General features: G+C 59.0%; 20 protein-coding genes, 2 pseudogenes and 1 other annotated feature. Of the genes and pseudogenes, 9 read left to right on the forward strand and 13 right to left on the reverse strand.

Annotation, left to right across the window (positions count from 1 at the left end; translation table 11 throughout):
• Window positions 1-5: 5 nt before the first annotated feature.
• Window positions 6-164: an amidohydrolase family protein gene (locus ACMGF7_RS18725; protein WP_021503833.1), complete on the reverse strand. Its 159-nt coding sequence runs from the start codon at window positions 162-164 to the stop codon at window positions 6-8.
• 4 nt (window positions 165-168) lie between these two features.
• Here ACMGF7_RS18725 and ACMGF7_RS18730 point away from each other — a divergent pair.
• A pseudogene (locus ACMGF7_RS18730) lies at window positions 169-491 on the forward strand (substrate-binding domain-containing protein); the annotation flags it as partial.
• 170 nt (window positions 492-661) lie between these two features.
• A complete protein-coding gene (locus ACMGF7_RS18735; protein WP_015378075.1) occupies window positions 662-2548 on the forward strand; it encodes a hypothetical protein in 1887 nt (628 codons plus the stop codon).
• Between the two features lie 208 nt (window positions 2549-2756).
• Here ACMGF7_RS18735 and ACMGF7_RS18740 read toward each other — a convergent pair whose 3' ends face one another.
• Together ACMGF7_RS18740 and ACMGF7_RS18745 are read right to left on the reverse strand one after the other, a co-directional pair.
• Window positions 2757-3707 carry an amidohydrolase family protein gene (locus ACMGF7_RS18740; RefSeq protein WP_049242970.1) on the reverse strand — a complete coding sequence of 317 codons (951 nt, stop codon included), beginning with the start codon at window positions 3705-3707 and terminating at the stop codon, window positions 2757-2759.
• A gap of 161 nt (window positions 3708-3868) precedes the next feature.
• Complete coding sequence (locus tag ACMGF7_RS18745) at window positions 3869-4165, reverse strand: YciI family protein (RefSeq protein WP_004932096.1); 297 nt, start codon at window positions 4163-4165, stop codon at window positions 3869-3871.
• Window positions 4166-4340: 175 nt separating this feature from the next.
• On the opposite strand from ACMGF7_RS18745, the gene ACMGF7_RS18750 reads away from it, so the two are divergent.
• Both ACMGF7_RS18750 and tonB read left to right on the forward strand, forming a co-directional pair.
• Window positions 4341-4994, forward strand: a complete 654-nt coding sequence (locus ACMGF7_RS18750; protein WP_015378073.1) for an epoxyqueuosine reductase QueH — start codon at window positions 4341-4343, stop codon at window positions 4992-4994.
• 236 nt (window positions 4995-5230) lie between these two features.
• Window positions 5231-5974 carry a TonB system transport protein TonB gene (gene tonB / locus ACMGF7_RS18755; RefSeq protein WP_021503828.1) on the forward strand — a complete coding sequence of 248 codons (744 nt, stop codon included), beginning with the start codon at window positions 5231-5233 and terminating at the stop codon, window positions 5972-5974.
• 67 nt (window positions 5975-6041) lie between these two features.
• Here the strand turns inward: tonB and yciA are convergent, their stop codons facing one another.
• On the reverse strand, window positions 6042-6470 hold the full coding sequence (gene yciA / locus ACMGF7_RS18760; protein WP_004932085.1) for an acyl-CoA thioester hydrolase YciA: 429 nt from the start codon (window positions 6468-6470) through the stop codon (window positions 6042-6044).
• 76 nt (window positions 6471-6546) lie between these two features.
• Complete coding sequence (locus ACMGF7_RS18765; protein ID WP_019452719.1) at window positions 6547-7086, reverse strand: septation protein A; 540 nt, start codon at window positions 7084-7086, stop codon at window positions 6547-6549.
• A 221-nt stretch (window positions 7087-7307) separates the two neighbouring features.
• Between ACMGF7_RS18765 and ACMGF7_RS18770 the strand changes: the two genes are divergently transcribed.
• Window positions 7308-9011 (forward strand): SulP family inorganic anion transporter, encoded by a 1704-nt coding sequence (locus ACMGF7_RS18770; RefSeq protein WP_164094889.1) that lies wholly within the window; start codon window positions 7308-7310, stop codon window positions 9009-9011.
• 52 nt (window positions 9012-9063) lie between these two features.
• On the opposite strand, the gene ACMGF7_RS18775 is transcribed toward ACMGF7_RS18770, so the two are convergent.
• Together ACMGF7_RS18775 and ACMGF7_RS18780 are read right to left on the reverse strand one after the other, a co-directional pair.
• A complete protein-coding gene (locus tag ACMGF7_RS18775; protein WP_004932079.1) occupies window positions 9064-9816 on the reverse strand; it encodes a YciC family protein in 753 nt (250 codons plus the stop codon).
• A gap of 34 nt (window positions 9817-9850) precedes the next feature.
• The gene (locus tag ACMGF7_RS18780; RefSeq protein ID WP_025159790.1) at window positions 9851-10291 is read right to left on the reverse strand and encodes a YkgJ family cysteine cluster protein; all 441 of its coding nucleotides are present in this window, start codon (window positions 10289-10291) and stop codon (window positions 9851-9853) included.
• A 286-nt stretch (window positions 10292-10577) separates the two neighbouring features.
• Between ACMGF7_RS18780 and ompW the strand changes: the two genes are divergently transcribed.
• Complete coding sequence (gene ompW / locus ACMGF7_RS18785; RefSeq protein ID WP_019452715.1) at window positions 10578-11210, forward strand: outer membrane protein OmpW; 633 nt, start codon at window positions 10578-10580, stop codon at window positions 11208-11210.
• 42 nt (window positions 11211-11252) lie between these two features.
• Here the strand turns inward: ompW and ACMGF7_RS18790 are convergent, their stop codons facing one another.
• From ACMGF7_RS18790 to ACMGF7_RS18815, 6 genes and pseudogenes are all read right to left on the reverse strand, one after another.
• A complete protein-coding gene (locus tag ACMGF7_RS18790) occupies window positions 11253-11567 on the reverse strand; it encodes a BON domain-containing protein (protein ID WP_016927515.1) in 315 nt (104 codons plus the stop codon).
• A gap of 217 nt (window positions 11568-11784) precedes the next feature.
• Window positions 11785-12591 (reverse strand): tryptophan synthase subunit alpha, encoded by an 807-nt coding sequence (trpA, locus tag ACMGF7_RS18795; RefSeq protein WP_164094890.1) that lies wholly within the window; start codon window positions 12589-12591, stop codon window positions 11785-11787.
• Window positions 12591-13781: a tryptophan synthase subunit beta gene (gene trpB / locus ACMGF7_RS18800; protein ID WP_049242960.1), complete on the reverse strand. Its 1191-nt coding sequence runs from the start codon at window positions 13779-13781 to the stop codon at window positions 12591-12593. Before trpB ends, trpA begins: the two co-directional genes overlap by 1 nt.
• Before the next feature lie 41 nt (window positions 13782-13822).
• Window positions 13823-15184, reverse strand: coding sequence for a bifunctional indole-3-glycerol-phosphate synthase TrpC/phosphoribosylanthranilate isomerase TrpF (gene trpCF / locus ACMGF7_RS18805; protein ID WP_164094986.1), 1362 nt, complete (start codon window positions 15182-15184; stop codon window positions 13823-13825).
• Between the two features lie 3 nt (window positions 15185-15187).
• Window positions 15188-16784 (reverse strand): annotated as a pseudogene (gene trpD / locus ACMGF7_RS18810) (bifunctional anthranilate synthase glutamate amidotransferase component TrpG/anthranilate phosphoribosyltransferase TrpD).
• The gene (locus tag ACMGF7_RS18815) at window positions 16784-18346 is read right to left on the reverse strand and encodes an anthranilate synthase component 1 (RefSeq protein ID WP_049242955.1); all 1563 of its coding nucleotides are present in this window, start codon (window positions 18344-18346) and stop codon (window positions 16784-16786) included. The pseudogene trpD and the gene ACMGF7_RS18815 overlap by 1 nt, the downstream one beginning before the upstream one ends.
• A 24-nt stretch (window positions 18347-18370) precedes the next feature.
• Window positions 18371-18474, reverse strand: a sequence feature (Trp leader region).
• A 239-nt stretch (window positions 18475-18713) separates the two neighbouring features.
• On the opposite strand from ACMGF7_RS18815, the gene rnm reads away from it, so the two are divergent.
• From rnm to ACMGF7_RS18830, 3 genes are all read left to right on the forward strand, one after another.
• The gene (gene rnm, locus ACMGF7_RS18820) at window positions 18714-19595 is read left to right on the forward strand and encodes an RNase RNM (protein ID WP_197799037.1); all 882 of its coding nucleotides are present in this window, start codon (window positions 18714-18716) and stop codon (window positions 19593-19595) included.
• A 47-nt stretch (window positions 19596-19642) separates the two neighbouring features.
• Window positions 19643-20263: an L-threonylcarbamoyladenylate synthase gene (locus ACMGF7_RS18825; RefSeq protein ID WP_197842857.1), complete on the forward strand. Its 621-nt coding sequence runs from the start codon at window positions 19643-19645 to the stop codon at window positions 20261-20263.
• Between the two features lie 115 nt (window positions 20264-20378).
• A complete protein-coding gene (locus tag ACMGF7_RS18830; protein ID WP_004932057.1) occupies window positions 20379-20738 on the forward strand; it encodes a Rap1a/Tai family immunity protein in 360 nt (119 codons plus the stop codon).
• Window positions 20739-20742: the final 4 nt, after the last annotated feature.

Consider the following 20742-nt stretch of genomic DNA (forward strand, 5'->3'; position numbering starts at 1 on the left):
CAAACCTATGTGGGCCGCTTCACATTCTGCAACCCAAACAGCACAGCCGCATTGCGATCCAAAATGGCGTTCACATCTTCCTCCGGCAAACCCGCTCGCCGGATGTCGTCGACCGTGGTTTGAAACAGTTCGCCCGGCTGGATTGGAAAATCGGTGCCGAACAACAGTTTCTTTATGGGCGTCGCCTGGCAAGAGACGAGCCGTTAGCTGGCCAATCACCGCGCCCCGGACTTTTTCGTGGGCTGCAATAACCAGATCTCTCTGGGCATCATCAAGGCCTGCATCGAATATCGGCTGCCGTTGATGCAGGACGTGTGCTGTTCAGCATTGATGAGGTTTCGCATGCCGAGATCTACGGTTTTCATTTCTCCTGCATTTCGTATGATTTGCACGAGATCGCCTGGCAAGCGTTGAATCTGGCGATCTGTCGTATTGCCGAACCCGAGATCAAGCCGGGCAAGGTGGTGGTGCGAGGAAAACTCGTCGCGTAACGGCATGTCTCTGCCTTTGTATGGAGGGGATAAAAGGAGCAGAAGGAGGCCATCCAATAGACCGGTATGTTCGGTGGGCAATAGAACAACACTCCCGCTATTGATGCACGGTTCATTCGTTCATAGAGTTATATGGCTGTATATAAATACAGTAACTCTATGAGGATAATATGATGAATACCTGCCCTGATATCGCTACGTTACGAAACACTCTTCCTGGCGCAGTCGGCGAATTGATCGCCGTGACCGCATACTATGGCGATTGGAATGCCGGCAATCGTCAGCCTCTCGGCGGCGGTATCTTCGTCGCCAAAGCACAATCGACACCGATGGATGATGGCGGGATGTTCATCCGCCCCAACGCCGCTTGGTTGTGGGTGCGCGTCCTGGACGTTGCCGGCACGGTGTCGCCTTATATGTTCGGTGCGAAAGGTGACGGTATTTCAGAAGATGCCGCTGCCATTCAAGCCGCTCACGATTATGCCAGTTCGCAGGCTGTATCCAGCGGTTCACGCGTATTGAAAAACGGGAATCTGCAGTTCGGGAGCGGGCAATTTAAATGTACGGAAACGCTAAAGCTGGATTTGAAAACCGTCGATTACGATTTCTCCGGCGCCTTGCTGGATTTTAGCGCCATGACACAGGGCAACGCCACCGAACGTAAAATCGCGATTCAATGGCAAAACAACGCCGGTTATACCCAGGGCAATCTCAGCGTGAAAAATTTGCGTATGATTGGCCCTGGCGCCAATTCATTTGTCGATGGCATGACGTTTTCTACTTCGCTCTCGGCTAGCTATGGTCGCAATTCGTTGACCTTTATCGGGGGTGGGATCGAAGGTTTTGCCTATGGCATAACCGGCACTACCGATTTCTACTTCCTGCGCATGTATGGCTTTAGTTTCAATCACTGCGACATTTGCTATTACTTCCCCGACAATACTTCCAACTCCGGTGAAGAAATGAATTTCCACAGCTGCATTTTCGCTCAGAGCAATTGCGGTGTGAAATTACAGGGGGGCTACAGCTATTTCTTCAACTGTTCCTTCGATTACATTTATGGTAAAAACGGGCCGCAAACCTCCTCCAGCCATGTCGGAAAGTATATGCATATCGAGGGGGGGCAACATATTTTCCGCGATTGTCACGTTGAAGGCTATGGCCCGCAAAATTATATCCTGAACATCCCGGATGCCAAAAGTTGCAAAGTCAACGTTATCGGCGGTCTGTTTACCTTCAAAGCCGGCGGTAGCCCAACGGCCTATCCGACAACCTCTAACCCATTCTATGTGGGTGATTTGGCGCGAGTGGTCTTTGATAAGGTCAATATCGGTCAGATGCAACAAGGTGGTGACTCCAACGTCAGTGGTTGGATTGATGGCACGGGCTCTGTCTCTTTGCGTAATACGCAATTGCCTATCGCCTGGCCTTATCTGTTAACTCAGGTGCGAACCGATACCGCCGTACAGGACAATTGGCTGGATGGCACGACGTATAGCAACGGTAGCGACAAATGGACTGAGGAAGTTTGGGTTCTGCCGCCGGGAGGCGTTAATACGGTGCGCAAATCTCGCTACGGGTGGGGTACGACTAACAGCACCAATTTCAGCCTTATTCGCCAGGCCGGTTTCGTTTCATTGGGGCGCAACGCGGCCGCTGGTAATGGTGTGTTCCAGGCGGTGCTGGGAACCATCAGCCTGAAAGGTTACGGCAGCGTTATTCACCATGTTCGCGCCAACACTTACGCGGGTGATGGGCAACGCTGCCAGGTCAAAATCCTATGGGCGAAGCTGCGCGAATATGGTCCGCAACAAGACGTGGAACCCCAAATTCTCAAGCAGCAAACCGGTCACGTTTACACCTATCAATTTAGCGGCAATGAATCCGATCTGAAGAGCGTTATCATCCCAGGCCAAATGCAGGGTTATCCTACGCAGCCTCCCGCCTTTGAGCGAGCGCCGGACTGGGCTACGCACGCTTTCTTGCTTATTGACGTCACCGAAATGAAAAGCAACTTTGACCTGCGCATTACGGATGTTTACCTGCGACAGGTCTGACGCAGTTTCCCAACATTGACCGGTTCACGACATGTCGCACATCCCGTTATTACGGGGGATGTGCGACATTGAGGACGCAGCGTTTTGCGCGGCTGTCGCTGGCCTGCGTGAAGCACAACGTGAAAGAACCGTATAAAGCCCACTTGAGCTAACCGAAATCCGGGGCCGGAATGGAGTCTCCTGCCCGTTACTGAATGAGGACGGATCTTCAGTCCGCACCCAGCCCAAACAGCGCAGCCGCATTGCGATCCAAAATGGCGTTCACGTCTTCCTCCGGCAATCCCGCGCGCCGGACGTAGTCCACCGTGGTTTGAAACAGTTCGCCCGGCTGGAACGGGAAATCGGTGCCGAACAACAGCCGCTCTGTGCCGAACGTCGCTGCCGCCGCTTGCAACGCGGGCACCTGATCGTGGCCTACCGTGTCGTACCACATGCGCAGGGCGGCGCGGCTCGGGGGTTCCGGCGTATTCGGCGCTTCCCACGCGACGGTTTGGTCGAGGCGTTCCAGTGTCATCGGCAGCAGGCCGCCCAGGTGTGGCACAATGATTTTCATTTCCGCAAAGCGTTGGGGGATGCCGTTGAGGATAAAGTGCATGGCGGCGACCGTGTCTTCGATCGGCGCGCCGATCGACCAGGTTAAAGCGTAATCGGCGATGAGCGGCGAGTGCGCGCCGCGGCCAGCGGGATGAATGGCCAGCACGCTGCGGCGACGGTTGAGTTCCTGATAGAGCGGCTCGAACAGTGGGTTGGCGATAGACAGCCCGAGCACCGAGGTGGTGATACACGCGCCCAGCATGCCGAGCTGGGTCAAGGCTCTGTCCAGCTCGCGTAACGCAGCGTCGATATGCGGCAGCGGCAAGGAAGCGATGGCCCGGAAGCGGGCGGGATAACGCGCTGCCAGCTCCGCATATTCATCGTTGATCCGGCGCGCGGCATCAACGGCCGCCTGCTCGTCTTTCAGGTGCGGCGACAGCGGCGTCGCCGACAAGATTTGCATGTCGATGCCGGCGCTGTCCAGCAGAGCGAAGCGGGCTGCCAGCTCGCGATCGCTGCGGCCGGCGCCCAATTGCCGATAGGCGGCGACTTCGTGCAGGCCATGAGATTGCAAAAGATCCAGATACTCAGTGCTCCACAGGTGAGCGTGAACATCGAGTCGCATCGGTCGATCTCCCGGAGTACGCGGCGATGCCGCTGGTTCAGGAGAGTATAGGCGGGCGGTGCGACAGCCCCTGGAGGGAAGGCATTTTTTCTACCGACGGGAGCGGGCGAGAGCACGCATTGATCCGGGAACGGTGCGCCGCTCCCGGTCAGCTAATGAGGTCAGAACACCTGTTTGAACGGTTTCACCGTCACGTCGGCGTAGACGCCGGCGGCGATATAGGGATCCTGCTGCGCCCAGGCCTGGGCTTCCGCCAACGAGGCGAATTCGGCGATCACCGTCGAACCGGTAAAGCCGGCGGCGCCGGGATCGTTGCTGTCGATGGCCGGGTTAGGGCCGGCGACCACCAGACGGCCGGCGTCGCGCAGCGCCTGCAGGCGCGCCAGGTGTGCCGGGCGCACCGCCAGACGGTTTTCCAGCGAATTGGGGACGTCTTGCGCGTAGATCAGATAAAGCATGTTTCACCTTTAAAATCATGGCTATAAAACGGTGCTACCAAGGTAGCGCAAAAGGCGCGGCAGGGGAACGGCATAGGGCGAATTTCCCGGCGGATTGGCGCTTATGCCTTGAAGCCGCTACTTTTTATTCGTATAGTGCGGCGCGCTTAAACTGATATGCCATTGAGGTGAGGACATGACGGAACTGGTAAGGGAAAAACTCGATTTGCCGGCGGGCAAAAACAAACTGCTGCTGCATTCGTGCTGCGCGCCCTGTTCCGGCGAGGTGATGGAAGCGATTCAGGCCTCCGGGATCGAGTATGCCATTTTCTTCTATAACCCCAACATTCACCCGCAAAAAGAGTATCTGCTGCGTAAAGAAGAGAACATCCGTTTCGCTGAGCAGCACGGGGTGCCGATTATCGATGCCGATTACGACACCGACAACTGGTTCGCCCGCGCCAAGGGGATGGAGAATGAGCCGGAGCGCGGCATTCGTTGCACCATGTGTTTTGATATGCGTTTCGAGCGCACGGCGCTGTATGCGCATGAGCATGGTTACGACACTATCTCCAGCTCGCTGGGCATCTCGCGCTGGAAGAACATGCAGCAGATCACCGACTGCGGCATCCGTGCGGCGGAAAAGTACCCCGATCTGGTGTACTGGGATTACAACTGGCGCAAGAAGGGCGGTTCGTCGCGCATGATAGAGATCAGCAAGCGCGAACGCTTCTATCAGCAGGAATACTGCGGCTGCGTCTATTCGCTGCGCGACACCAACCTGCACCGTAAGGCGCAAGGGCGGCCGCTGATCAAGCTGGGCGTGCTTTACTATGGCGATGAAGAATAACGCTGACTCACCGAAATTAACCCGCTCCGGCGGGTTTTTTACTTTTTGACGCCTGGCCAGACGTTAATAAAGCGTGTCGCCCCGGCGGTAAAAAAGCAACGGCCAGGTTAATATCCTTATGAGTTTGCTGGTTTTCGCCGCGCATACTGACGATTAAAGCGATAGTTTGCCTTTCGTTATTGAATATGATTGCTATTTGCATTTAAACTTGGCGAACCAGAGGAAACAGAATCATTATGCCGCTAAAAAAGATGTTCCTTAATCGCCGTATATCCGTGCCTTTCGTCTTGTCCGTAGGCCTGCACAGCGCCCTGGTGGCGGGATTGCTTTACGCTTCGGTAAAAGAAGTGGTGGAGCTGCCGAAGCCAGAGGACGCGCCGATCAGCGTCATGATGGTCAATACCGCCGCGATGGCCGAACCGCCGCCGCCGGCACCGGCCGAGCCGGAGCCGCCGCAGGTCGAACCTGAGCCGGAGCCAGAACCGGAACCTATTGTGGAGCCGCCGCCGAAGGCGATTGTGAAGCCGGAGCCGGTCAAGCCGAAACCGAAACCCAAGCCGAAGCCGAAGGTCGAAAAACCGGTGAAACCGGAGCCGAAAAAAGTCGAGCCGCGCGAACCGTCGCCGTTCAACAACGACTCGCCGGCCAAGCCGATCGACAAAGCGCCGGTGAAACAGGCGCCTGCCGCGCCGGTGCAGGGCAACTCGCGCGAGCTCGGCCCAAGGCCGATCAGCCGCGCCAATCCGCTCTATCCGCCGCGGGCCCAGGCTTTACAGATCGAAGGCAGCGTGCGGGTGCAGTTTGATATCGACAGCGACGGGCGCGTCAGCAACGTGCGTATCTTGTCGGCCGAACCGCGCAACATGTTTGAACGTGAAGTGAAGCAGGCGATGCGTAAATGGCGCTATGAAGCCAAAGAAGCGAAAGATCGCACCGTCACTATCCGCTTCAAGTTGAACGGCACCACCGAATTGAACTGAGTTTGGTCATACCAAAAAGAAAGGGTCGCCTCGGCGACCCTTTTTGCATTTGCAGTGTAGCGTCAGTTTATTCTTCGAAGCCGACGCGGAAATTCATTTTGCCCTCAGGCAGCGCGCGCGAGTTGCCTTCCGCATCGACCGCCACATAGGTGAACACCGCTTCGGTCGCCCGGTAGCGCTGGCCGATCGGGGCGGAAGAGACTTTTTTGACCCACACTTCGATATTGATGGTGATCGAGCTGCGTCCGGTGCGAATGCAGTGCGCATAGCAGCAAACCACGTCGCCTACCGCCACCGGTTTCAGGAAGGTCATGCCGTCTACGCGTACCGTCACTACGCGCCCCTCGGCGATCTCTTTTGCCTGGATAGCGCCGCCGATGTCCATTTGCGACATCAGCCAGCCGCCGAAGATATCACCGTTGGCATTGGTATCGGCCGGCATCGCCAGCGTGCGCAGCACCAGCTCGCCGCTGGGTAAAGGTCGTTGTTGTGTCATAGCAGTCTGCTTTTAAAAGGAGGGAATAACATCATACTGCCCGCGGCAAGCGCCGCAGGCATTAACAATTTTGTAACTATTTTTTCTGTTCTGCCGGCATGTGCCGGTAAATATAGATACCGCTGAGGAGGGTGAAGACCAGCGTCAGCACCGTCAGGCCAAAGACTTTGAAATTGACCCAGACGCTTTGCGGCAGCCAGAAGGCGACATAGATATTCGCCAGGCCGCAGGCCAGGAAGAAGACCGCCCAGGCCAGGTTAAGGTTGCTCCACACTTTGTCCGGCAGCGTCAGCTCTTTACCCAGCATGCGCTGAACCAGCGGTTTTTTGAGCACCCATTGGCTGATCAGCAGCGCCAGCGCGAACAGCGCGTAAATCACCGTGACCTTCCATTTGATGAACAAATCGTTGTGGAACACCAGCGTCAGGGTGCCGAACACCAGCACCATCAGGAAGGTGATCAGCGTCATCTTCTCGACCTTGCGGTATTTCACCCAGGTGAACACCAGCGCCAGCGCGGTGGCGACAATCAACGCGCCGGAAGCGACGTAAATGTCGTACAGCTTGTAAAAAGCGAAAAAGACAATTAGCGGGAGGAAATCAAGAAACTGCTTCATAAATCAATCCATCATCTGTTCATCGGCCGACTATACCGGATTCGGCGAGCTCTGTGTACCGCCGGGCGTTGCCGATTATCGGCGTTTGGCCGGCGGATTTCTGCCGCGAAAGCAGGAATTTGCATAAACTTACGCAAGAAAGCGCGGGCGCATTGCCAGCGCGGGCCGCAGGCCGCATAGTAAGCGTCATAATAACCAGATAATTTACCGCGGAAAACAGCATGCAGTGGAAATCTCTCCAGGCCCTGACGCCTGGTTTGACGCATTTATTGGGCTATCAACGCAGCTGGCTCAAGCCGGATATTCGCGCCGGTCTTTCCGTCGCCGCCGTGGCGTTGCCGGTGGCTATCGCCTACGCAGAGTTGGCCGGGGTCAGCCCGGTAGTGGGGCTCTATTCCTGCGTCTTGCCGATGGTGGCCTATGCGCTGTTCGGCTCGTCACGCCAGCTGATCGTCGGGCCTGATGCCGCCACCTGTGCGGTGATCGCCGCGGTGGTGACGCCGCTGGCGGCGGGCAATATGGAACGCCATTGGCAATTGACCATCATGATGACCGCCATGATGGGCGGTTGGTGCCTGCTGGCCAGCCGGTTCAAGCTGGGGGCGCTGGCGGATCTGCTGTCGCGGCCGATCCTCAGCGGGCTGCTGAACGGGGTGGCGATCACCATTATCGTCGATCAGATTGGCAAGGTGTTGGGGTTTACGATGCGCCCGGCACAGTTGATCGAGCGCATCTACGCGCTGCCCGGTAACCTGCTGCACAGCGACTGGCTGACGATGGCGGTGTCGTTGCTGACGCTGGTGACGCTGCTTGGATTTAAAAAATGGCGGCCTAATTGGCCGGCGCCGCTGTTCGCTATCGTGCTGGCGGCGTTCGTGACCTGGGCGGGCGGCCTGCAGCAGCATGGCGTGGTGACGGTGGGCGGTTTTAGCGGCGTGCTGCCGATCGTCCAGTGGCCGGACTTCCAGCCTGGTTTGCTGCGCGATATGGTGATCCCGGCGCTTAACCTGGCGGTCGTGAGCTTTGTCAGCATGATGCTCACCGCCCGCAGCTTCGCCGCCAAAAACGGTTATGAGGTGAACGCCGACGCTGAGTTTCGCGCGCTGGGACTGGTGAATATCGTCTCTGCACTGTCGCAAGGTTTCGCCATCAGCGGCGCAGATTCTCGCACCGCGGTGAATGACTCCAACGGCGGCAAGAGCCAGTTGGTGTCGATCATCGCCGCCGCTGTCATCGCCTTTGTCTTGCTGTTCCTGATGGCGCCGCTGCAGTTTATTCCTGTGGCGGGATTGGGTGTGGTGCTGATGTATGCGGCCTGGTCGCTGCTGGACATTCGCGGCATCTGGATCTTGCGCCGTCGCAACGCGCAGGCGTTCCGCCTGGCGCTGTTTACCTTCCTCAGCGTGCTGCTGGTGGGCGTGATCAGCGGCATCGGGCTGGCGGTGTTGCTGGGGCTGATGCAGTTTCTGCGCACCGTCTTCCGGCCGACGGAACAACTGCTGGGCGTCAACGATGAAGGCATGATCCATTCCATGGGCAATAACAATGGGGTGAAGGCGGTACCTGGCGTCATGATGTATCGCTTCAATTCGCCGCTGACCTATTTCAACGTGGCGTATTTCAAACGCCGTATCCTCAATTTGGTCGACGGCACGCCGTTCCAGCCGCGTTGGGTGGTGGTGGATGCGGTGGCCAGTTTTACCCATGCCGATATCAGCGTGCTGGCGGCTATCGATGAATTGAAACGCGATCTGTTACAACGTAACGTAAGGCTGGTGCTGGCGGGGCGTCGCACCGAACTGACGCGTTGGTTCCGCATCAACCGCTTAGGACGCGATAAAGAGTTGATTTTGGTGCCGGATCTGTACCTGGCGCTGAAGCTGATTCAGAGTAAGGAGCAGGCGGAAGCCGCCGTGGTGGGGTAAACAAAAAAGGGGCGCGCCGAAGCGTGCCCCTTGGTCTTTGCTTACGCCGGCGTTAGCCGCGCAGCAGCATATACAGCCGGAACAGGTAGATCAGCAGCAGGGCGGAGACCAGGTTGCTCAACGCGGTCAGCACCACGCTGGCGACGTTCGGCGTCAGCACCGACAGATGGCTCACCAGGAACAGCACCAGCAGCTTGGCCGCCAGCCACAGCATCATCGCCGGCACAATCACGCGCGCATTGGCGAAAGCCAATTTGCTGCTCAGCTTGAGCGAAGCGAACACGCCTTTTTTATCGACGGAGGCGATCACCGGCGCCAGCGCGAAGGCGATAGCCATTAGCACGCCCGGCACCACAAACAGCGTCAGGCCGAGCTGGATCAGCAGGGTGCAGATAAACAGCAGCAGCAGCAGGCGCGGCAAGTCGGGCGCCGAGGCGCCGAGCGCGCGCAGGGCGCTGGTGCGTTGCCCTTGCGACACCAGACGGATCAGCGTCAGCATCCCGCCGACCAGCAGCACGTTGCCGACCAGCGCAGAGAAGGTGGCGGCCGCCGACACTTTCAGCAACACCATCTGCTGTTCCGGCGTCATCTGCTGGATCACTTCCTGAATGCCCATGCCGGTAGACGAGGCGAAATCGCTGGTGGTGGCAGCGAGCGTCGCCAACTGTTCGGCATCAGGGCTGAAGGCCTGATTCAGCAGCACGGAGATAAACGCCGTCAACAGCGCCAGCATCAGGATGCTGGCCAGTTGGTTGCGTAAAAAGTTAAAACTGTCACGGTACAAAGCGTTGGCCGTGATAGGCATGCAGACTCCTTGGCGTCGGGAAAACAGAGATAAATCAGTGGGTGATTGTACCCTGTTCCACGCCGCTGTGGCACCCCGCGAATTGCACTACGCCTATTTCTTCAACGATCGTCGTCTCAGGCAGCGAAAGCGGCAAGGGCACCGGCAACGGCGGCAGGCCGTAGCGTTCCCGGGCGCGATCGCAGGCTTCGTTGCGCAGGCCGTTTTCACCGGACTGATCGAACTCTCTGCACGGGCTGGGCCGATTGAGGTAGATCGAGCAGGACACGGCGGTGCCGATCTCGCCGTCCAGCGCGGTGCAGCGCGGGGACTTGCTGTTGGTCCCCTGCATGCAGCGCAGGAACGGGGTCAAAGGCTCCGTTAGGGAAAGAGGGACGGTGCCGCCGCCGTCTTCGGCTTCGGCCCAATAGAATGACACTCGAAAATAACCGCAGCATGCGCCGCAGCTGACACAGGGATTAAGGATTTCGCTCATCTTGATTGCCCGCCGACTCCTTACGGCACCAACCAAAACCAACACGGAAAACGAAATTACCTCAGCCGCATTTTTCTCCGCAACTGAAATTTGAACATGTAGATAATTTGCAACAAAATCGATTTTTTGATGCAGATCAATCCTTGATTTATTAAGCGGTTAGGTAACCTTGTTTTTAGTGGGATTTTAAATTTTTACACATAAGATGTGATCTCGATGGGATCACAAATACCCGAAAGTAGGTATATTCCTCCCCGAGAGATTAACCACACAAATGGAATGGATAATGAAAAAGACAACTCTGGTGGTATTGGCGACGATGATGGCGCCTATGTTGGCAAGTGCGCATCAGGCTGGTGATTTCCTGTTCCGCGCGGGTACCGCGACGGTACGCCCGAATGCGGGGTCGGACAACGTGCTGGGCTTAGGTTCGCTGGATGCGAAAAACAACACCCAGCTCGGCCTGACCTTCGGGTATATGGTGACGGACAACATTGGCGTTGAGCTGTTGGCCGCAACCCCATTCCGCCACAAGGTGACGCTAGGCGGCACCGATCTGGCGACCGTTCACCAACTGCCGCCAACGCTGATGGCGCAATACTACTTCGGCGACAAGCAGGACAAACTGCGTCCTTACCTGGGCGTCGGCGTTAACTACACCACTTTCTTTGACGAGAAGTTCAACGACTACGGCAAAAGCGCCGGGTTGAGCAACCTCGATCTGAAAGACTCCTGGGGTGTTGCGGCGCAGGCCGGTCTGGATTACAACCTGGACGAACACTGGATGCTGAACATGTCGGTGTGGTGGATGAATATCGAAACCAAAACTCGCTTCAACGATGCGAATGGCGGTCACCACAGCTTCGATACGCGTCTGGATCCGTGGGTGTTCATGTTCGGGGCGGGTTACCGCTTCTGATCAAAGCCGCAAGCAGGGAGGCGCAAGGCCTCCCTGTCGGTATTATTTAACCTGCATCACGTTTTCAACCGATTTCACGCCGGCCACGCCGCGTGTGACCTGCACCGCACGGTTGGCGTCATCGCTGGATGTCACGAAGCCGCTAAGCTGTACACGCCCTTTAAAGGTTTCCACGCTGATCTCGCGCGACTTGATGTTTTTATCCGCCAGCAACGCCGATTTCACTTTGGTGGTGACTACGGTGTCATCGATATAACCGCCCGTTCCCTCTGATTTTGCCGTCGGCGCGCAAGCGCTCACCGCGACCGCCACAACGGCTGCCATGCACAAGGCTGAAAGGGTTTTAAACAGCTTCATAAATTACTCTCCATGCAATGTTATGGTTGAAATTCGCTACGGTTTTTCGCCGCAGCGAGCGCATTCCCCAAATCAAACGAAGAAATGCATAGCGAACAAAGTTCATTGTGAGACAAGACGGCGGTTTGTTCAAATTTTTGCGGTAAATAAATGGAACAAACTTTGAAGGGAAACAAGCTGTTAAAGCGAGCGCCGGCAAGGCGCTCGCCAAAGAGGCTCATGCCCGGGTGGCGTGCTTCATCGCGCTGACGAAGGTCGCCAGTTTAGCCAGCATCTCCGCCGGGTTGGCATGGTACTGTTCGATGATTTTGACGATGGCCGAGCCGGAGATCGCGCCGGCGGCGCCGGCCTGCAGCGCGGCCTTCACCTGCTCCGGTTCGGAGATGCCAAAGCCCTGCAGCGGCGGCGCGGCGTGGTACTCGCGCAGCTTGTTCACCAGATGATGCAGCGGCAGCTGCGCCCGGCTTTCGGTGCCGGTTACGCCGGCGCGCGACAGCAGGTAGGTATAGCCGCGGCCGTGCGAAGCGATTTCACGCAGCAGCTCGTCATCGGCGTTCGGTGGGCAGATGAAGATCGGCGCGATACCGTGGCGCGCGGCGGCGGCGCGGAACGGCGCAGACTCTTCAAACGGCACGTCGGCGACCAGCACCGAATCCACGCCCACTTCGGCGCAGCGTTGGTAAAACCCATCGATGCCTTTATGGAACACCAGATTGGCATACATCAGCAGGCCGATAGGAATGGTCGGGTGCTTTTGGCGGATGGCCGCCAGCATCTCGAAGCACTGGGTCGGGGTGACGCCGGCGGCGAAGGCGCGCAGCGTCGCGTTCTGGATCGTCGGCCCGTCCGCCAGGGGATCGGAGAAGGGGATGCCCAGCTCCAGCGCGTCTGCGCCGGCTTCAATCAGGGTGTCGATAATCTGCAGTGACAGCGCCGGGTTGGGATCGCCCAGCGTGACGAACGGGACGAAGGCGCCTTCCTTGCTGCTTTCCAGACGCGTGAACAGTTGCTGATAACGTTCCATCAGATTTCTCCCCGTGCTTTCAAAATGTCGTGAACGGTAAATATGTCTTTGTCGCCGCGGCCGGACAGGTTGACCACCAGGATCTGCTCTTTCTGCGGCGTTTCACGGATCATTTTCAGCGCGTGCGCCAGGGCGTGCGAAGATTCCAGCGCCGGGATGATGCCTTCATGGCGCGACAGCGCCTTGAACGCTTCCAGCGCTTCGTCGTCGGTGATTGACACGTATTCTGCGCGGCCGATGCTGTTCAGGTAGGCGTGCTGTGGCCCGACGGACGGGAAGTCCAGCCCGGCGGAGATCGAATAGGACTCTTCAATCTGGCCTTCGTCGGTTTGCATCATCGGCGCTTTCATGCCGAAGTAGATGCCGACATGGCCATGCTTGAGCGGCGCGCCGTGCTGACCGGTTTCGATGCCCAGACCGGCGGGTTCCACGCCGATCAGGCCCACTTCGGCGTCATCGATAAAATCGGCGAACATGCCGATGGCGTTGGAGCCGCCGCCGACACAGGCGATGACCGCATCCGGCAGACGGCCTTCGCGCTCCAGCACCTGCGCTTTGGTCTCTTCGCCGATCATGCGCTGGAATTCACGCACGATGGTGGGATACGGGTGCGGGCCGGCGGCGGTGCCGAGCATATAGTGCGCGGTTTCATAGCTACCGGACCAGTCGCGCAACGCTTCGTTGCAGGCGTCTTTCAGCGTGGCGGAACCGCTGTGCACCGGGATCACTTCCGCACCCATCAGCCGCATGCGGAAGACGTTCGGCGACTGGCGTTCGACGTCCTTGGCACCCATATAGATGCGGCATTTCAGGCCGAGCAGCGCGCAGGCCAGCGCGGAGGCGACCCCGTGTTGACCGGCGCCGGTTTCCGCGATGATCTCGGTTTTGCCCATGCGTTTGGCCAGCAGGGCCTGGCCCAGCACCTGGTTGGTTTTGTGCGCGCCGCCGTGCAGCAGATCTTCACGCTTCAGATAGAGCTTGGTGTTGCTGCCGGCGGTGAGGTTTTTGCACAGCGTCAACGCCGTTGGGCGGCCCGCATAGTTCTTCAACAGATCGATAAATTCTGCCTGAAACGCCGGATCGCGCTGAGCGCTGACAAAGGCTTCTTCCAGTTGTTTCAAGGCCGGCATCAGAATTTGCGGCACGTATTGGCCACCAAATTCGCCGAAGTAGGGGTTAAGCAGCGTCATGAGAGTTCCCGTTATTATCCGTTATTAATGTAGAGCCATATTCAGTAGGCGCGCAGGGTCTGGAAGACCGAGGCCAGGCGCGCGGGATCTTTGATGCCCGGTTCGCTTTCCACGCCGGAGTTGAAGTCCAGACCGGCGCAGCCGAGCTTGGCCGCTTCAACGCAGTTGTCTGCGCGCAGGCCGCCCGCCAGCATGACGTTAGTCAGGTCTTCGCCTTGCAATACCGACCAGTCGAAGCGTTGGCCGGTGCCGCCTGCGCCGTTGTCGAGCAGATAGCGATCGACATGCTGCAGATCGCGCGCCGGCACCCGATCTTTCACGCTCAGCGCTTTCCAGATGCGGCAATCGGCCGGCAAACGGGCGCGCAGTGCGCTGATATAGGCCTGGTCTTCCGCACCGTGCAGCTGAACCGCCTGCAAGCCGAGACGCTCAACGGTCAACGCCACGGTATCGACCTGGGCGTCGCAGAATACGCCGACGTACTTCAGCGGCGCGCCGGAGATCACTTCACGGGCGCGGGTGATGTCCACATAGCGCGGCGAACGGCCGACGAAGATTAGCCCGCCGTAGATGGCGCCGGCCTGATAAGCGGCGGCGGCGTCCTGCGGGCGAGTCAGTCCGCACACTTTGTTGTCGCCGAGGATCACGCGACGCACGGCGGCGCGCAGATCGGGCTCCGACATCAATGCGCTGCCGATCAGGAAGCCGTTGGCGTAGTGGCTCAGCTCGCGGATCTGCCCGTAGTTGTTGATGCCCGATTCGCTGATCACCGTCACGCCATGCGGCACGCGGGGCGCCAGTTGACGGGTGCGGTTCAGGTCGATGCTCAGATCGCGCAGATCGCGGTTATTGATGCCAACCACCCGCGCTTCCAGCGCGATCGCACGCTGCAGCTCTTCTTCACTGATCACTTCGGTCAGCACGCCCATATTGAGGCTGTGGGCCACCGCCGCCAGCTGGCGATACTGGTCGTCGGTCAACACCGACAGCATCAGCAGGATGGCATCGGCCTGATAGTAGCGCGCCAGGTAAATCTGATACGGATCGATGATAAAGTCTTTGCACAACACCGGTTGGCTGACGGTTTTACTGACCAGCGGCAGGAAATCGAAGCTGCCCTGGAAGTATTTCTCGTCGGTCAGCACCGAGATCGCCGAGGCGAAATCTTTATACACCGTGGCGATCTCTACCGGATCAAAGTTTTCGCGAATCAGCCCTTTGGAAGGCGAGGCCTTCTTGCATTCGAGAATGAAAGCCGTCCGGGTGCCCTGCAGCGCGTGATAAAAGCTGCGTTCGCTCGGCACGATGTCGTTCTGAAAGCCGGCCAGGGGCTGTTGCTGTTGTCGCGCCGCGATCCATTGCGCTTTGTCGCGGACAATCTTGTGTAGCACGGTTTCCTGCATCATTTATCCTCTTGCCGCCAGTGCGATGACACGCTCATAGGCCTGCCCGCTGTTGATCATATCCAGTGCCTGCCGCGCATTTTGGCGCAGGTCTTCATGTCCGAATAACTTCAGAAGCAACGCGACGTTGGCCGCGACCGCCGCGGCGTGCGCCGGCTCGCCTTTACCTTGTAACAGCCGCGCCAAAATGTCACGGTTTTCTTCCGGCGTGCCGCCCAGCAAGGCTTCCAGCGGATAGGTTTCCAATCCGAAGGACTGCGGCGTGAGCTGGTAGCTGCTGATTTCGCCGTTGTTCAATTCCGCCACGTGCGTCGGGGCGTGGATCGCCACCTCGTCCATGCCGCCGCCGTGAACCACCGCCGCACGCTGATAACCCAGCACGCGCAGGGTTTCGGCGATCGGCAGCACCAGTTCCGGGCTGTAAACGCCGATCAGCGCCAGCGGCGGACGCGCCGGGTTGATCAGCGGGCCCAGCACGTTGAACAGTGTGCGGGTCTTCAGCTGCTGGCGCACCGGCATGGCGTGACGAAAACCGGTGTGGTACTGCGGCGCGAACAGGAAGCACACGCCAAGATCGTCCAACGCCTTGCGCGCTTCTTCCGCCGGCAGATCCAGACGGATACCGAACGCCGCCAGCAGATCCGAAGAGCCGGAACGGCTAGAGACGCTGCGGTTGCCGTGTTTGGCGATCTTCGCGCCGCACGCCGCCGCGACGAAGGCGCTGGCGGTGGAAATATTGATGCTGTTGGTGCCGTCGCCGCCGGTGCCGACGATATCGGCGAACAGATAGTCAGGGCGCGGGAACGGCTGAGCGTCGTCCAGCAGCGCTTTGGCGGCGCCGGCGATCTCTTCCGGGCGCTCGCCGCGGACTTTCATGCTGATCAACGCCGCCGCCAGTTGGCTCGGTTCCAGCTCGCCGCGCACGATGGCGCTGAACAGCTGTTGGCTTTCCTGCTGGCTCATCGACTCGGCGCGGTACAGTTTCTCAAGAATAGGTTGCATCGTCGTGTTCCTTATATTACTTCGCCAGCGCCCAGGCCAGGGTCTGCTCAAGCAGGCGCGCGCCGTGGGTGGTCAGAATCGATTCCGGGTGGAACTGGAAGCCGCACACGCGGCGGCGGTCGTCGCGCACCGCCATCACCATTTCGCCGAAACGGGCGTTGACGGTGAGATCGGCCGGGATATTGCTGCCGACCAGCGAGTGGTAGCGCGCCACCGGCAGCGGATTGGCCATGCCGGCGAACATGCCTTCGCCATCGTGAGCGATCGCCGAGGCTTTGCCGTGCAGGATCTCGCCCGCCTGGCCGACCTGGCCGCCATAGGCTTCGACGATCGCCTGGTGGCCTAGGCAGATGCCGATGATCGGCAGTTGGCCGCGCAGACGCTGCAGCAGTTCCGGCATGCAGCCCGCTTCGGAAGGGGCGCCAGGGCCGGGCGACAGCATCAGCACCGGCTGTTCCATCTGTTGCAGACGCTCGATGATCACCTCGGCGGCGATCTGGTTACGGTAAATCACCACCTGGTGGCCGCTGGCGCGCAGCTGATCGACCAGGTTGTAGGTAAAGGAGTCGACGTTGTCGAGCAGCAGGATATCGGCCATCAGAACACCTCCTTGGCATGGTGCGCAGTGGCGATGGCGCGCAGCACGGCACGGGCTTTATTACGGGTTTCGTCGGCTTCCGCCTGCGGGATGGAATCCAGCACGACGCCGGCGCCGGCCTGCACGGTGGCGATGCCGTCTTCAACGTAGGCGGAGCGAATGACGATGCAGGTATCCAGATCGCCGGTGGCGGTGAAGTAGCCTACCGCGCCGCCGTAGCTGCCGCGGCGCGTGCCTTCGGAGGAGGCGATCAGCTGCATCGCCCGCACTTTCGGCGCGCCGCTGAGGGTGCCCATGTTCATGCAGGCCTGGTAGGCGTGCAGCACGTCGAGATCGGCGCGCAGGGTGCCCACCACGCGGGAAACCAGGTGCATGACGAACGAATAGCGATCCACTTTGGTCAGGTCGGCCACGTAGCGGCTGCCGGCCTGGCAGATGCGCGCCAGATCGTTGCGCGCCAGATCGACCAGCATCAAGTGCTCGGCCAGCTCTTTGTGGTCGGTGCGCATTTCCAGCTCGATGCGGCTGTCGAGATCCAAATCCAGCGACCCATCGGCGCGGCGGCCGCGCGGGCGGGTGCCGGCGATCGGGTAGATTTCGATTTGGCGATTGCCCGCGTCGTATTTCAGCGCGCTCTCCGGCGAAGCGCCGAACAGGGTGAAGTCATCATCCTGCATGAAGAACATGTACGGGCTGGGGTTGTTGTCTTTCAACGTTTGGTAGGCCGCCAGCGGCGCCGGGCACGGCAGGGAAAAGCGGCGCGACGGCACCACCTGGAAAATCTCGCCCTGGCGGATCGCTTCCTGCAGCTCGCTGACCACCGCGCCGTACTCTTCGTCGCTCTGGTTACAGCTCAGCTGCATGTTTTCCAGCGTTTGGTGCGGGATTGGCTGCGGGGGTTGTTGCAACTCAGCCTGCAGCTGTTCCAGGCGGTGCTGTAAACGCTGCGCTTCACTCGCCTGCTCACTGAAGACGCTGGCCTGCAGACGGGCCGAGCCGCGTTGATGATCCAGCACCAGCAGGGTTTCCGCCAGATAGAAGCAGAAGTCCGGGCAGCGTTGATCCTGGCGCAGCGCCGGCAGGTTTTCAAAACCGGCGACCAAATCATAGGCGAACAGGCCGCCCAGCATCACGGCTTCGCGCTCGTCCGCCGGGGAGTCCACCAGCGTCAGCAGTGTGCGCAGTGCGTCGAACACCGACAGGGAGCGCAGGCGCGCGTCTTCGTCCTGCACCTCGTCGATCGCCGGGAAGGTCAGCTCGCGGCCGTTAGGGCGTGCCTGATTGCGCACCTCGGGCGGCAGCGCTTCGTCCAGCAGCGGCAGCAGCGCCGCGCCGTTGGCGGTCAGCGCCTGCACGCTGACGGTGTGGCCCAGTGCGGTAATGCGCAGCGCGCTGTCGATGACCAACAGGCTCTGCAGATTCTGTTTGCTGTTGATTTCCGCCGACTCCAGCAGCAGGGTGGCCGGCCGCGCGCCGCACAGCTGGTGGAAAAGGGTGGTGGGGTCGCCCCGGTAGCTGGCTTGCGCCTTCAGCAGTGTCAGTTGTGGTTTGGTGTTCATCATCGGTGGTTCCAGTGAATTCTGTCCATAAAAAAGCCCGCATCAGGTGCGGGCTCAGGAAATCTGCATTGTCAGATGACAGCTATGCGCGATTACACCGCCCGCAAGAGGGAGGTACGCCACCAACCGTGAAGAGAAATGTATGTGTTCATTTGCAGACTCTCTTTGTTAACTCTCATCCGACACGGCCGTTGCCGTGAACTTGTGTACTAGTTAACTGGTTCGAGAAGGCAAAGTCAACCCTCTTTTTGCACAATGTTTTAGCGGTCAGCGTGAATTCTATTCATCGTCTGCCTGGCGCAGAATAGATTTCCGTCCGGCCGCCGATCGCGGGTATGATAGAAAACCAAGCCATTGCCGGATAGCCGTTTTGACAGACAGTAACCCCCCATCCACCGCTTTTACTCTGTACGATCTCCACAGCCACACGACCGCCTCCGACGGCTATCTGACGCCGACGCAGCTGGTGCAGCGGGCGGTAGAGATGCGTGTGGGCGTGCTGGCGATCACCGATCACGACACCACCGCAGGCTTGGCTGAGGCCGCCGCCGCCATTGCGGAGCAGGCGTTGCCGCTGCGGCTGGTCAACGGGGTGGAAATCTCGACGCTGTGGGAAAACCATGAAATTCATATCGTTGGGTTGGGCATGGACGTCGCGCACCCGGCGCTGGTGGCGCTATTGGCGGAACAAACCGAACGTCGCAACCGGCGGGCGCAGGAGATCGGCGCGCGTCTGGGTAAAGCGCGCATTCCCGACGCCTATGCCGGCGCCCAGCGGTTGGCGGGGGCCGGTGCGGTGACCCGCGGCCATTTCGCCCGTTACCTGGTGGAGATTGGCGTGGCGGACAATATGGCGCAGGTGTTCAAGAAATATCTGGCCAAAGGCAAAACCGGCTACGTGCCGCCGCAGTGGTGTACAATAGAACAAGCCATTGATGCGATTCATCAATCGGGCGGCCAGGCGGTGATAGCGCATCCCGGCCGTTACGATCTGACCGCGAAGTGGTTGAAACGTTTGCTGGCGCATTTCGCCGAACACGGCGGCGACGCCATGGAAGTGGCGCAGTGTCAGCAGGCGCCGCATGAGCGCTCGCAGTTGGCGAAATACGCCCAGGACTACCGCCTGTTGGCCTCGCAAGGATCTGATTTTCATCAGCCTTGTTCGTGGATCGAACTGGGCCGCAAACTGTGGCTGCCGGGCGGGGTCGAGCCGGTGTGGCGCGATTGGCCGCAGCCTGGCGAGGCGGTCTGATTTTTCGCGCGTGGCAACGCGCGCGGGCATCATTTTAGGAGCAAGTCATGAGTCAGCTTTTTTATATTCACCCGGACAACCCACAACCGCGTTTGATTAACCAGGCGGTTGAGGTGCTGCACAAGGGCGGGGTGATCGTTTATCCCACCGATTCCGGCTACGCGCTGGGTTGCATGTTGGAGGAGAAGGCGGCGATGGAACGCATTTGCCGCATCCGTCAGTTGGACGGCAACCACAATTTCACCCTGATGTGCCGCGATCTGTCCGAGTTGTCCACTTATGCGCACGTCGATAATACGGCGTTCCGCCTGATTAAAAACAATACGCCGGGCAACTACACCTTCATTCTGAAAGCGACCAAAGAAGTGCCGCGCCGCCTGATGAATGAAAAGCGCAAAACCATCGGCCTGCGCGTGCCGTCGAACCCGATCGCATTGGCGCTGCTGGAGGCGCTGAACGAACCGATGATGTCAACCACCCTGATGCTGCCGGGCAATGATTTTGCCGAGTCCGATCCGGAAGAGATCAACGATCATTTGGGCAAGGTGGTCGATCTGGTGATCCACGGCGGCTTCCTCGGCCAACAGCCGACCACGGTGATCGATCTGACTGAATCCTCGCCGGAAGTGGTGCGTGAGGGGGCGGGCGACGCGGCGCCTTTCCGTTGATGTCAATTGTTGCCACCTTGCCCATTGTCTGAAAATCGGCTGAAGCGACGCTATTTCGCGTGAAAGCCGCTATTCTTGAAGACTTCAGAATTGATAATGGGCAGGATGCGCAGCAATGATTAAACAGGTTTCTTTTTTAGCGGCCTTATTATTTTCCTCAATGGCAAATGCGGGGTTTTATTCGGGCAGTGGTCTGCTGGCGGAATCCAGCGGTTACGTAAAAAATAAAAGCGGTGAAGCCACCGTGGCCGAAGCGCTGAATGGCGGCATGTTCATGGGATACGTCGCCGGCGTATTCGATACTTATTCCATGCAGGGCAACCGCAATATCTGCCCGGAAGCCGGGATGAGCATCGGCGTAGCCGCCGACGCGGTGATGCAGTATTTGAACGAGCATCCTGAGCAACTGCATTATTCCGCACCGTCGGTGATCATGCTGGCGTTAAGTGCCGCCTATCCCTGCGTGCGCCATTAAGTTC

Source organism: Serratia sp. BNK-17 (assembly GCF_048684935.1).
In the GTDB taxonomy this organism is placed as follows: domain Bacteria; phylum Pseudomonadota; class Gammaproteobacteria; order Enterobacterales; family Enterobacteriaceae; genus Serratia; species Serratia nematodiphila.